The sequence below is a fragment of the Clostridioides sp. ES-S-0010-02 genome, from assembly GCA_020641055.1.
Lineage (GTDB): Bacteria > Bacillota > Clostridia > Peptostreptococcales > Peptostreptococcaceae > Clostridioides.
On sequence record CP067345.1, the window covers coordinates 3,503,799 to 3,517,126 of the forward strand.

At 29.6% G+C, this 13,328-nt stretch carries 12 protein-coding genes; 3 read left to right on the forward strand and 9 right to left on the reverse strand.

The features are described from left to right. Positions 1-96 precede the first annotated feature (96 nt). Positions 97-357, forward strand: a complete 261-nt coding sequence (locus JJC01_16325; protein ID UDN57718.1) for a cysteine-rich small domain-containing protein — start codon at positions 97-99, stop codon at positions 355-357. Positions 358-464: 107 nt separating this feature from the next. On the opposite strand, the gene JJC01_16330 is transcribed toward JJC01_16325, so the two are convergent. The 4 genes from JJC01_16330 to JJC01_16345 form a co-directional block, all read right to left on the reverse strand. Then, positions 465-1,106 carry a TIGR01906 family membrane protein gene (locus JJC01_16330; protein ID UDN57719.1) on the reverse strand — a complete coding sequence of 214 codons (642 nt, stop codon included), beginning with the start codon at positions 1,104-1,106 and terminating at the stop codon, positions 465-467. A gap of 28 nt (positions 1,107-1,134) precedes the next feature. Further along, positions 1,135-2,685, reverse strand: coding sequence for an ABC-F family ATP-binding cassette domain-containing protein (locus tag JJC01_16335; protein UDN57720.1), 1,551 nt, complete (start codon positions 2,683-2,685; stop codon positions 1,135-1,137). Between the two features lie 469 nt (positions 2,686-3,154). Then, the gene (locus JJC01_16340; GenBank protein UDN57721.1) at positions 3,155-3,331 is read right to left on the reverse strand and encodes a hypothetical protein; all 177 of its coding nucleotides are present in this window, start codon (positions 3,329-3,331) and stop codon (positions 3,155-3,157) included. 342 nt (positions 3,332-3,673) lie between these two features. Beyond that, a complete protein-coding gene (locus tag JJC01_16345) occupies positions 3,674-4,558 on the reverse strand; it encodes an N-acetylmuramoyl-L-alanine amidase (protein ID UDN57722.1) in 885 nt (294 codons plus the stop codon). Between the two features lie 227 nt (positions 4,559-4,785). Here JJC01_16345 and JJC01_16350 point away from each other — a divergent pair, with 227 nt between their 5' ends. Continuing rightward, positions 4,786-5,793 carry a peptidase S55 gene (locus JJC01_16350; GenBank protein UDN57723.1) on the forward strand — a complete coding sequence of 336 codons (1,008 nt, stop codon included), beginning with the start codon at positions 4,786-4,788 and terminating at the stop codon, positions 5,791-5,793. Positions 5,794-6,054: 261 nt separating this feature from the next. Here JJC01_16350 and yunB read toward each other — a convergent pair whose 3' ends face one another. After that, positions 6,055-6,753, reverse strand: coding sequence for a sporulation protein YunB (gene yunB / locus JJC01_16355; GenBank protein UDN57724.1), 699 nt, complete (start codon positions 6,751-6,753; stop codon positions 6,055-6,057). A 214-nt stretch (positions 6,754-6,967) separates the two neighbouring features. On the opposite strand from yunB, the gene JJC01_16360 reads away from it, so the two are divergent. Further along, positions 6,968-9,643, forward strand: a complete 2,676-nt coding sequence (locus JJC01_16360; GenBank protein ID UDN57725.1) for a transglycosylase domain-containing protein — start codon at positions 6,968-6,970, stop codon at positions 9,641-9,643. Between the two features lie 204 nt (positions 9,644-9,847). Here JJC01_16360 and JJC01_16365 read toward each other — a convergent pair whose 3' ends face one another. The 4 genes from JJC01_16365 to JJC01_16380 are packed head-to-tail and all read right to left on the reverse strand — an operon-like array spanning position 9,848 to position 13,300. Then, on the reverse strand, positions 9,848-10,783 hold the full coding sequence (locus JJC01_16365; protein UDN57726.1) for a DUF1177 domain-containing protein: 936 nt from the start codon (positions 10,781-10,783) through the stop codon (positions 9,848-9,850). 39 nt (positions 10,784-10,822) lie between these two features. Then, the gene (locus JJC01_16370; protein ID UDN57727.1) at positions 10,823-11,968 is read right to left on the reverse strand and encodes a M20 family metallopeptidase; all 1,146 of its coding nucleotides are present in this window, start codon (positions 11,966-11,968) and stop codon (positions 10,823-10,825) included. 13 nt (positions 11,969-11,981) lie between these two features. Further along, entirely contained in the window at positions 11,982-12,446 is a 465-nt protein-coding gene (locus JJC01_16375; GenBank protein ID UDN57728.1) for a hypothetical protein, read from the reverse strand. 14 nt (positions 12,447-12,460) lie between these two features. After that, a complete protein-coding gene (locus tag JJC01_16380; protein UDN60197.1) occupies positions 12,461-13,300 on the reverse strand; it encodes a DUF3100 domain-containing protein in 840 nt (279 codons plus the stop codon). Positions 13,301-13,328 lie beyond the last annotated feature (28 nt).

Here is a 13,328-nt window from a genome sequence, read left to right on the forward strand (position 1 = left end):
ATCAACTATTAATAAAAATATTGTATAATTATATTATCACCAAAATCTTATATAGTTATAAAAGATTTCATATTTTATTTAAATTAGGAGGAAAATATGGGCGAAAATTATAAATTTTTTAATCACAAAGATTGTGAGTTTTTCCCTTGTCATAAAACTGATAAACCAGAAGAATTTAACTGTTTATTTTGCTATTGTCCTTTATATGCTTTAGGAGAAAATTGTGGAGGAAACTTTAAGTACACAGAGAAAGGCATTAAAGATTGCAGTAGCTGTATACTACCTCATAAAAAAGATAATTATAATTATATTATGGGAAAATTTCAAGACTTAGTTAAAATTACTTGCAAAAAATAATTTTTTATTAAAAATAGCTATGCATAAATATTTTTTGACTCCTTTTCGTCTAAATAATATTACATAGCTATTTTTATTATATAAGTTTTAATTTATATCGCTCTACCTTATATCTTTCTACTTTTAAATAATTTACATAATTTATACATTGCAAAAATCAACATGCTTACTGCAAAAATCAATATTAAAATCATCATTCCAGCATGAAAGAAAAATTCTTCTGGAAGCATATTTATAACTGGGTCTAAATCAGGATTAAATATCCAATAATCATTTCTAAATAATAATTTATGAAAAATAATAAATGATTTTTCAAAATTCAACAAAATAGGAAGTGCCAACACTACTGGCATTATTATCAATGTCATTGATATAGTTTTTAGTAGTTTTATATTTTTATTTTTTATACTTAATATAATTCCCACCAAAGAAATTATCATTAATAACTTAGCTAATTTATTGATATTTTGAAATATATTTCTCACTTCTTCAAAATGTATTTTCCCTTCTGGAGAAGATTCTAATGTTGGTAACTTAAACTCAGATACATCCTTACTTAGGTTGTAATCTATTAAGTAATCATAATTTAATTTTATATCATCTTTAGATAAACCAGATAACTCTGATATGTTTAAATAATCAATATCAAAATAATAAAGTTGCTTAAATCCAACAGTAAAATTAATAGCACCTACTATTACAACCACACTTATACACACTGAAAAAATTATATTTAGAAACTTTTTCATGAAATCCCCCCAGTAACAAATTAATTACCTAAACGATTTTAGTCGTGAAATCTTCTATATTCCATACATCATCGACAATTTCTGAATAGAATTCTGGCTCATGGCATACTAAAAGAACTGTACCTTTAAATTCTTTTATAGCTTTCTTTAATTCGTCTTTTGCATCTACATCTAAGTGGTTTGTAGGCTCGTCTAGTACTAAAAAGTTTATATTTTTTAGCATAACTTTACAAAGTCTAACCTTGGCAGCTTCGCCTCCACTTAATACTCTCATTTGACTAGTTATATGCTCATTAGTAAGTCCGCATTTTGCAAGGACTTGTCTAACTTCAAAATTCGTAAGACCAGGGAATTCACTCCAAACTTCATCCATAGGTGTATTATTATTTTCTCTTGAACTCTCTTGCTCAAAATATCCAACTTCTAAATAGTCTCCCAATCTAACATTTCCACCAAATGGTTTTATTATTCCAAGTAATGTTTTTAATAATGTAGATTTACCAATACCATTCATCCCTTTTAAAGCAACCTTCTTTCCTCTTTCTAAATGGAAGTTAAGTGGTTTTGTTAACGCTTCATCATAACCTAAAACTAAGTCTTCTGTTTCAAAGATTATCTTGCTTGCTGCTCTGGCATCTTTAAAAGAAAAAGTAGGTTTTATCTTTTCCTTTGGTCTTTCTAGTATTTCCATCTTATCTAGTTGTTTTTGTCTACTATTAGCCATTCCTCTTGTTGCAACTCTAGCTTTATTTCTGGCTACAAAATCTTCTAACCTTTTTCTTTCTTCAACTTGTTTATCATAAGCTTGCTCTTCTTGACGTTTCTTTATATCATTCAGTCTTACAAATTCATCATAATTACCTTTATATCTATTTAACTCGCCATTTTCCATATGATATATTACATTACAAGTATTATTTATAAAGTCAATATCATGTGATACTAGAACAAAACTGTTTTCATATTCCTGAAGATATCTAGTAAGCCATGTTATATGTTCCTCATCTAAATAGTTTGTAGGCTCATCCAGTATAAGAATAGTTGGATTTTCAAGTAAAAGTTTAGTCAGAAGTACTTTTGTTCTTTGACCTCCACTTAAATCAGTTACATCCTTATCAAGACCAATCTCTCCAAGACCAAGACCATTTGCAACTTCTTGTATCTTTGCATCTATCATATAAAAACCACTATTTTCAAGTATAGTTTGTATTTCTGCTGTTTCTTCAAGAAGCTTACTCATCTCATCATCACTAGCTTCTCCCATCTTGTCATACATAGCAATCATTTCTTGCTCTAAATCAAACATATGCTTAAAAGCTTCTCTAAGCACTTCTCTTATACTTTTACCTTTACTTAATACTGTATGTTGGTCTAAGTAACCTACTGTAGCTCTTGAAGACCATTTTATATTTCCAGCATCAGGCATAAGCTTTTTCGTTATTATATTTAAAAAACTCGATTTTCCTTCTCCATTAGCGCCAACTAGTGCAATATGTTCACCTTTTCTAAGTCTAAAGGATACATTTTCTAATATTGTTCTTGCTCCAAATCCGTGGCTTACGTTTTCTACTACTAGCATTCTAACACCTCTCAAAAAAATTTTACACATTCTATACTATAATATATTCTTTTTAAACTTAAATCAAGTATTACCAATATTTTTAGTTATATTTACAATAATTTAACTGAGAATAAACTTTATAGCTGTATTATGTAAAATAAAAATAGATACTTTCATCAATGATAGAACTTCTTTATCGACTAAAAAATACATGCATGCTATAATTTCTTTGTATCCTGTTTAATCTTGAAATTATAAAATGGTTTCTGATTGATTCTCAAATAAACAAAATTTCTTATGAACATTAATATAAGGTTTTGACACAATGCAAATCATTTGATATTTACAGACACAATTATTAGAATAGAATAAAACCAATTTACGTTTGCTTGCCTTAGGCGATAAGTGGTGCTACAGGTTATTTATCTAAACGGAGGTGAAAAATAGTTATTAAACAGAAAAAATATTTCATTATTATTTATATTATTTATGCATTGCCAATTCCATTTTCTCTAATAACATGGATTGGAACTATCATTTCTGTTGCTGATTTAGGAATGGTAAACTGGAAGATTTTAAGTGAGATTATACAATCTGTGATTGCTTTAATTACTATGCTACTTGCTGGTTTATATCCTATCTCATATATTATTTCATTAATCAAAACTCGTGATAGTAAAAAGTTTTCTTTATTTAGTTTTCTTCCTATAATACACATAATTCTTTTTGTTGTTTTCTTCTTTTTTTGGTCTTTTCTTAATAAAGTATATCAGCTTTAAATTCTTCCTAAATATTATCTAACTTTACAAAACTATATAGTTAGGGTTTATTATGAAAATATAGTCATATATGTAAATGTCTATTTTTCCATTTAATGTAGGTTTGTAGTCTCTTATACAAACAGGTATGTAGCCTTGTAATTTGCTTTTTCACTATTATTTGAATAAAAAATAGAGATAAAAATTAGGAAAATAGTACCATCCCAATTTTTTTCTCTATTTATGTTTTATTTAAAATATTCATCTAATCCATCTGCTACACATTGCATCATTTTTCTTTGATATTCTGGATTTGACATCATTTGGTCTTCATTATAGTTGCTCATAAATCCCATCTCTACTAATACAGCTGGCACTTTTGACCAGTTAAATCCAGTCAAATCTCCTCTTTGAACAATTCCATTTATCTGTATCCCAGCTTGTTCCATGTTTGTTTTGATGAATTCTGCACATCTATTACTATCTTCATATATAGGAGCTGTATATTTTCCATCCTTCTCAGGAACTAATATAGATGCACCAGTCTTTGAAGAATTATTTAAACTATCTGCATGTATTCTTACAACCATATCTGCTTTTTTCTCATTAGCAAGTATTGCTCTTTCTGAGTTACTTATATTTACATCATGTGTTTCTCTAGTCATTATTACATTGTAACCTTTAGATTCTAATATATTTTTTAAAACTACAGATGCTTCAAGATTTAAAACATACTCTGCTTTCTTTGTAGCTATACCTTCTGTTCCTGAAGATACTCTTGCTTTTTGAGATGAAGAACCTGGAGCTACTGGTTCTAAATTACTATCCCCTTTTCCTTGATGCCCTGGGTCTATACAAATTAAAAACTTTTTATTTTTTTGAGTTTCTGTTTTATTATCTGATTTATTATCCTCTGACTTATTATCATTTTTGCTTTTTGAATTTGATTTATTTTCATCTTTATCTTTATCTTTTATATTTTTATTTTCATCTTTATCTGTTTTTTCATTTTTAGTAGTGCCTGAATTAATTAAATTTGTTGTCTTGTAAAAATTGGTAACTGGATTTGATGTACCTATAATTATAATTCCCATGGCAATTATACAAGTAACTAACAATCTATATTTTTTCATCTTTTGCTCCTTTCAATGATATACAGCTATTATCTATTTTAAATTTATATGAATATGTATCTATTTTATCATATACCTTGTTTATTTTATTTATTTTTATGAAAACTAAGGAGTTATTGCGTCAGTTTTCCAAGCATCAAAAACTAATTCTTGAGCAACATAATATTGAAGCAGCAAGAAAATTTCAATTTTATTATTAAAATATTTTAATAAGAAAGAGGTGTTCTATGCAATTTAAAAATTTTTATTTTAAAGATAAATCTTTAAGTAAAAGAAACAACTTAGCTAAGTCAAAATTTACAATTGTTTTAACATTTTTATTTTTATTATATTTTTTCTCAAATAATTTAATTTATGCACAAAATTTACAAAAAAGTGAACCTCAATATTTAATACCTATAGGAAATGTTCTTCAAATTGATGCAGAACTAAAAAATATCATCGTTAGAAGTCCTGGTGAAGCATCTCCATTTAGATTAGGTGATGCTATAATCAAAGTAAATAATATAGAAGTTGATGGATATAGTGATTTTGCTAATACACTAAATGCTTTACCAGAAGAAAAACCAGTGTCTATTTTATTAAATAGAGGTGGTCAACTTTTAACAATGAAAACAACTAAACACATATTAGAAAAAATTAGTTTTAATAACTTACTTTCTGGATTTGCTACTTTGACTTATATCAATCCAGAAACCTCAGAATTTGGTGCCGTAGGTCACCCAATAAGTGTTGGTAATTCAAGAAAAATACCTATAAAATCAGGTTCAATTTCTACAACTAAGCACCTCGACATAGAAAAATCCTATCGAGGTAGTGTTGGATGTATAAATGCAAAAAGAGAAAATATTATTGGTAGTTTTACAGAAAACACTGATTTTGGAATAAGAGGTCAAATTAATAACTTTGATATTTCTAGCTTAAAAAAATATAAGGTAGCTTCACTAAATGAAGTTAAGCTGGGAAAAGCTCAAATAATTTTACAAAACAACTCTAATGAATGTAAAAAATATAATATTGAAATTATAGATATAGAAAACCAAAACCATCCTGAGAGTAAAAGTTTTAAAATTAAAATCACTGACAAAAACCTTTTAGCTCAAACTGGTGGTATTGTACAAGGTATGAGTGGTACTCCAATAGTACAAGATGATAAAATAATAGGAGCAGTTTCTCATGCCATTGAAAATGACCCAGCTGTAGGTTATGGTGTATTTATTAAATGGATGCTTTAGATAATAAATTATATAAGTAATTTGTAACTCTTAAATCATCATTAAATAAATGTTTATAATATATTTGGTCTGAAGACATATTTCTTCACTCTACAGACCAAATATATTAAATATTTTACATACTTTAAAACATAAATTTTTATTACAATTATATTAATTTTTATTACAACTATATTGATTCTTATTTATTACTTATTATTGACATAATTTTTATTTATAAACTATTATTTCAAATTTATTAAAAAATAAATATCATTAATATTACTTGTTAGCATTTTTTCCAGTGTTAGGTAAAACATTGCCAAGGTTCTTTTCAGGTATATTTACATAACTTTCTGGAACATCACCTACTATTATAGTCTCACAGATAGGTATCTGAGCTTTAATTTGTTTTGTTGAAGTTATAAGTGGGATTACTACTTTCACTTGAGTTTGAGCTTCTAAATATATCCTATGTCTTGTTTGATTTATGCCTGAAGACTCAAATTCCGTTTTAAAGTTTACTGATACTGTTCCTATAGGTTCAATAGATACTTCAAGTTTAGGGCCGTATTTAGCTAATATAGGACTTCCTAATGCTGTTCCTATAGGTATGTAAGAATCTGCTGTTTTACCTTTTTTTAATTCATCTTGTATTTCTAAAGCTATTGCAGATGCAATTTCATTCATCATAATAGTATTTGCTTGTATCATAGTTATTTTTCCGTTATTATCAAGCTGTATATCCATTAAATCTTCATAATTTATTTTCCCTTCTACCATTTCAGCAACAGCTTTATTTATAGACCTGTTTGCCAATTCAAGAGCTTTTGTTTCTGCTAAAACTGTAATTGTTGGTCTTAAACTTTTATCTATATATATGAAACTGCCTATAAATACAGACAAGAAAAGAATTAACAAGAAAATAGCTACAATTTTTCTAAATTCATTTTTCTTTTTTCTATCTACTATCCTATTCAAATTTATCCCCTCCTATTTATTTATATGTAACTTTGGCATAATTTTTATAATATTTGTCAAAAATAAATAAATAAAAATATAGACTTATTAATACATTTTGTTTATACATATCTACAATGTACAGAATATTATAGCAAATTCATTTTTTCTATTAATTACAAAATTACTCCTATTTGTGTTATAATATTGCATTAAGTAAGGAGGTTAAAATCTTATGAATAACGATAATGATAAAAATGGAAATAAAATAAGAAGAAAAAAGGTTAGTTCATCTAGTAGCTCAAATAAACCAGTTAATAGAAATTCAGCTAACAAAACTCATTCAACTAAAAGCAAGAAGAAATCTAAGAAAAGCGATAAATTTAAAAAACTAAGAGTATTTGGTATAGTATTTTTAGTTTTATTAGTTGTTGGTGCAGCAGGTACTGCTGGATTAGTATTTGCATCATTAAGAGATGTCTCTCCAGTTACAGAAGCTGTTTTAGACAAGCAAACAAACCAGACAACTACAATTAAATACGCTAATGGAAAAACATTATCTACTGCTCCAAGTGTAAATAAAAAGACACCCGTTCCATTAGATAAAATTTCAACTCATCTTCAACATGCAGTAATTGCAATAGAAGATGAACGTTTTTATGAACACAAGGGTGTTGACATTAAAGGTTTATTTAGATCAGTATTAAAAACTCTTACTGGTACTAAGCAAGGTGGTAGTACTATTCCTATGCAGGTATCTAAGATGTTATTGACTACTGAGCAACAAACTCTACCTCGTAAAATAAAAGATATTTATTATGCATATGAGATGAGTAAGACAGTAAGTAAAGACAAAATACTAGAAACTTATTTAAATAACTTCTTCGTTGGAAAGGGTCTTGCAGGAGCTGAGGCTGGCGCACGTGGTTATTTTGATAAGTCTGCATCTGACCTTACTATAGCTGAGTCAGCACTTCTTGCTGGTTCAACTAAAAATCCATCTAGGTTTTCAGCTTACAAAACTTCTAAATTAGATGGAAATGAAACTAAGAGTGACTTAGAGAATAAGTTGTTATTTTTTGTTAATACAACTGATGATGATTTAGATGACCCAACTCAAGTAGACTTTGATATGATTGAGAAATTAAAAACTTGGGAACTTATATCTAGTGATACTTATAGACAGCTAAAAGCAGGTACATTAGTTGTTAGAAAAGCTATAAACAACCCTGAAGCTAAGAAAAGACAAGAAATTGTTCTAAAGAAAATGTTAGACCTAGGATATATAAAACAAAAAGAATATGATGAAGCAATTAATGCTAAGATAGAAATAAAATTACCTAAATCAGCAGATAAAGTTTCTTCATCTGTAGAAGACCTTATTGAAAGTGAAGTTATAAATGCCCTAATGGAACAAGGACATACAAATGATGAAGCTCAAAACTTATTCTACAATGGTGGTCTAATTGTAAATACAACTATAGACCCTAAAATGCAGGATGCTTTGGAAGAAGAATTTGATAAAAATAGCAATTTCCCAGGACATATGGTTGGACCTGATGGAGTTAGCCAGCCACAGTCTGCAATGGTAATTTTAGATTACAAAAATGGTGAAATAAGAGCACTAGCTGGAGGCCGAAACATAAGTGGCAGAAAAACTTTAAATCGTGCTACTAGCCCTCATCAGCCAGGTTCTTCTATAAAACCTCTAGCAATTTATACACCAGCTATTGATACTTTAAAGATTACACAATCAACTGCTCTAAATGATGTTAGAGGAGGATATAAATTTGAAGAAAACACTAAATGGAATCCAAGAACTACCACTAGTGGTCATGGCTCTATGAGTTTACGTAAAGCTCTTGCTAAATCTTCAAATACAATAGCAGTTAAAACTGCTGAGATGCTTGGAGATTCTTATGATGAATGTATAGATATAATGATGGACTACTTAAAGAACTTTGGTATAACAACTGTTAAAAATAGCCAAACAGGAGCAACTGATAGACAGTTCCCAGCATTAACACTTGGTGGTATGGCAAGTGGTATTACTCCACTTCAGATGGCTGCTGCTTATGGTACATTAGCAAATCAAGGAGTTTATGTAGAACCATCTATTTACACTACTATAACTACTTTTGATGGGCAATTATTAGTTAAAAACGCTCCTGAAGAGCATAAAGTTGTAGACCCAGAAGTAGCTTATGTTGTTACAGATATGTTAGAAAGTGTAATTACTGAAGGTACAGGTGGTATTGCATCACTTCCTAAAGGAATGCCTGTTGCAGGTAAAACAGGTACTACAAATAGCGCATATGATGCTTGGTTTGTTGGTTATACACCTTATTATGTAGGAGCAACATACATTGGAGATGATGCTGGTAGAAAAGATGATGCTGGTAACACTATAAAACGTAGAGATGTTCCACATGGAAGTACTAGTACAGCAAAACTTTGGCAAAAAATCATGGCAAAAATACATGCAAATTTAACAGTTACTGAATTTGAAGTTCCTAAAAATGTATATTTTACAAAAATTAATTTAGAAGATGGAGGAAAGCAATCTTCTGGCTCTAAAGCAGCATTTATTGAAGGTACTGCTCCTTCTAGAGTAAGTTCTCAGCCATCTCCTGAAGATACAAAGAAACCAGATAATAATCAACAAGAAGAAGAAAACAATAATAACAACAATAATTCAGGTAATAATGGTGGTGGCTCTACTCCTCCTGATAACGGTGGAAATAGTGGTGGTACTACTACTCCTCCTGACAATGGTGGAAACAGTGGCGGTACTACTAACCCTCCTGACAATGGTGGAAACAGTGGTGGTACTACTAACCCTCCTGACAATGGTGGAAACAGTGGTGGTACTGTCACCCCTCCTGATGGTGGTGGAAATACAACACCATAGTTTAATAAAAGATTACATTTAAATATTAATAAATAATTAAAATTAAAACAAAAATATAAGGAGTTGCCTCAAAGTGATTTTTAGAAATCCTCGATGAGACACTCCTTTTTTAGTAATTATAATTAATGTGGCGATTGTTATAATATTTATATATTACAAACTATATAAACTTATTACAAACTATATAAACTTTATATTTTTTGCTTATTGTATACCAAAAGTTTGGAATGCGTTTAATTTCCCATATCTTTTGATAAGTATATCCCATTCTTCCTTATCATAAAAATCACACTTATTTACACCAAATAATTTGCCAACTTCAATTGCAAATCTACCAGCTGACTCTAAATCACTAAAATGAGTTGCACCTGTAGCACATCCAGCAACAGGCATTTCTGTAGTAATTGCTACTCCAACTACTGGAGAATTTGTAGCAACTGCTGGCTGTAAAATACTATTCAAGTGATACAGGTCATTTCCATATGGTGTTATATCTTGAATAGATAAAGGAAATACAAATGGAGATTTTCCAGTTACAGTCTGTATAATATCTAAAAGATTATCACTAGTTTTCAATATGTACCCTTCTTTGACAGTTGGCGATATTGCAAATCCTCTAGTATTGATTATTCTATTACCTTTAGTAGTATCGATTGAAAGTATTGCATCACAACTACTGTCAACTTCATTTTCATTCATAGTTGTCATATCTATTGGTGAATCCATAAAAGGTGTAGGATAATGCTCTTTAGTTGGAGCATCTGGACAAATATGAGTAGAAATTATAATATCTCCTTCTAGCACATCTCCTTTTCGTTGCATATCTAAAAGTTTCGCTGCTACTGAAATTGCTACTAATGCTCCATCACCATCTGAAACAAAACCTATTACATCTGGTCTTGCTCCAATACCTCCAAGTCTGCCTAAAATACCTAGAGTAGGGGCATTTCCTCCGTTTAATTTACCATTCTTACCAGCAATTGTAAGCTTAACTAAGTCTGTAGAACCTTTACTTGATGATAGCTTTTTTACTATTATATTTTCTCCACCATAGCTTTGTAAGTATGTCTTCACTTCTTCTCCACTTGCAGTTGATTTGTCTAAAATGTCATAAACCTCTAATACTTGTTTTAATATCATATTTAGTCTCCTTTCTTCATGTATTTTTTTAGTAATACATTATTTACTGTACAAAACATCTACACCACACATTGCTAGTACTTTAATTGCTTTTATAAGTGCTATTTTTCCTTCTTCGCCACCAGCAGCTACAGCAAATTCTTCTGTATGAGTTGCAGTGTTTTCTTTTAATTTTATATATGCTTGTATTGCAGGTATTTCATGAGTTAAATTTCCAGTATCAGTTGAACCAATACCTTGAGTTAAATCTCTTTCAATATAATCTTCACCCAATACTTCAAAATTTTCTCTAACTATATTTACCAATCTTGAATCATTTTTTATCTCTTTATATATTTCATCTAATTGAATTACTTCTACACTAGTTCCTGTAGAAATTGCAGCTCCCTTAGCACAATCTTTAAGCATATCACAAATTTCATTTAGGTATTCTATACTTAATGCTCTTACATTAAATATAGCTATAGATTTTTCAGGAATTATGTTATGTATACTACCTCCATCAGTTATAATTCCATGTACTCTTGCATAATCTTTAAGATGTAATCTCATGCTATTTACACTATTGAATAATGCTATTACTCCACTTAATGCACTTCTTCCTTCCCAAGGATAAGCAGCAGCATGAGAAGCTTTTCCACTAAAATCAAATTTTAAGTTAACTTGAGCAAATGATATATCATCAGGTATTGAAGCATCACATGGATGTAAAATTAATGCAGCATCTACATCTTTAAATACCCCTTCTCTAATCATAGTTATTTTTCCACCTACTCTTTCTTCTGCAGGTGTTCCAAATACTTTTACAGTTCCTTCTATATCATATTTTTTTATAACTTCTTTTAAAATAATACCCGCTCCAACAGAACTTGTACCTATTATATTATGTCCACAAGCATGTCCCATACCTGGAAGTGCATCATATTCAGCTAGAAAAGCTACTGTCTTTCCACCAGTTCCATTTGAGTAGACTGCCTCAAAAGATGTTTCTAATCCTCCTACCCCCTTTGTCACATCAAATCCATTTTCTTCTAATAAATTACATAATGCTTTTTGTGATTTAAATTCTTCAAATGCTAATTCTGGATTTTCAAATAAAGATTTGGATACCTTTTCAAATGATGCTTTTTTCTCATCAGATAACAGCTTTATATCTTCTTTGATTTTTAATTTTAATTCTTTCATACTTACTACCTCCTTAAATCATTCCATTTATTTTTAGAACTGTTTGAGATATAAAAGCAGAACCAAAATAAGTAGATGTCATAACTATAAATGATATAACTACTAGCTTCCAACTCAAAGTCTTTAATATGTCTAATTGGTTACCTACAGAAATTCCTGCAAAAGCTAATAATGGTGTTACTGTAGACATAAAATTGATTTTTCCTATATTACTTGCTATAAAATCTCCAACTGGTGATATTGGAAGTGATAATACAAACGCAACTAAAGTCGCCCATGCAAAACCTGGTAAATTTGGTCTCTTAACAAAATTCTTTATTACAATAGCAATTATTACTAATATAAACCCAAATACACTTCCAATCAACAAATCTTTAGCCTGTGTTTTAAGTGCTATAGCCTGTCCAAAGCAAATAATAATATATATGAACATTACTATTTTTATCTGTTCCATAATAGTCTTCAAAGTCTTTTCCATCTATACATCCTCCATTATAAGACATCTCTTGTTTTTCTTTTTTTTCTACTTCTAAACTTCTCAATAATCGGAGCCACTTTACTATAATAATAATTAGCAACTGGTAATGATAAAAATAATTCTATGTATATTCCAGTAACGGCTGTAATCAATCCACTGGTAGCTGAATAAGCTAAAATCTGTTCAGACATATTTGGGACAGTATTCATCAATGATGCTGTTGCAGCCCCCATCATAGAACCACTTCCCATTCCTGATGCCATTGCTAAAGCATATGGATGAAAGCCTATAAGAACACCCAGTGGTGCCAAAAATGAAAATAATAATGTTCCAAAGATACTACCACTTATATAAGTTCCCAATGTTCCTATACCTTCTGGTGAATTTAATCCATACTTATCCCCAATAATTCCTAGTGCTGTGTCACGACATAATGAAAAAGTCCCTCCTAATGCACTTCTTCCAAGACCTAGTGCTACTCCAACAGGTAATGCTATCAACATTGTACCCATATGACCAAACTCTTGTAATAAAAGTGCTGGTCCTGCTTGAAGTAATATACCAACTTTAGGACCTGCGTTAATTCCAAACATTATTCCTAATGGATATAGAGTTAAAGATAAAAGATATGGAGATACATTTATTTCATTATCTCCTATAAACTTTTTTAAAGCTGGTATAACCCTTCCTAACAAATGAGGGGAAACAGCCATACCTATAAAGATAGCCCATAGTATACTAAGTAAAGTTATATTAATACCCATAACTTTAAATGAAATAGGCCCAATTAATTCAGCCAATACTGTAATTATACAGGCTGCTATCAGAGCATTTTTAATTCCTTTCATTTTTATACCTCCTTGCAATTTTTATAATTTTCTT

Coding starts and splice junctions, on each gene's coding strand:
- JJC01_16325 (UDN57718.1), top strand. CDS start 97: ATGGGCGAAAATTATAAATTTTTTAATCACAAAGATTGTGAGTTTTTC.
- JJC01_16330 (UDN57719.1), bottom strand. CDS start 1,106: ATGAAAAAGTTTCTAAATATAATTTTTTCAGTGTGTATAAGTGTGGTT.
- JJC01_16335 (UDN57720.1), bottom strand. CDS start 2,685: ATGCTAGTAGTAGAAAACGTAAGCCACGGATTTGGAGCAAGAACAATA.
- JJC01_16345 (UDN57722.1), bottom strand. CDS start 4,558: ATGAAAAAATATAGATTGTTAGTTACTTGTATAATTGCCATGGGAATT.
- JJC01_16350 (UDN57723.1), top strand. CDS start 4,786: ATGCAATTTAAAAATTTTTATTTTAAAGATAAATCTTTAAGTAAAAGA.
- JJC01_16360 (UDN57725.1), top strand. CDS start 6,968: ATGAATAACGATAATGATAAAAATGGAAATAAAATAAGAAGAAAAAAG.
- JJC01_16365 (UDN57726.1), bottom strand. CDS start 10,783: ATGATATTAAAACAAGTATTAGAGGTTTATGACATTTTAGACAAATCA.
- JJC01_16370 (UDN57727.1), bottom strand. CDS start 11,968: ATGAAAGAATTAAAATTAAAAATCAAAGAAGATATAAAGCTGTTATCT.
- JJC01_16375 (UDN57728.1), bottom strand. CDS start 12,446: ATGGAAAAGACTTTGAAGACTATTATGGAACAGATAAAAATAGTAATG.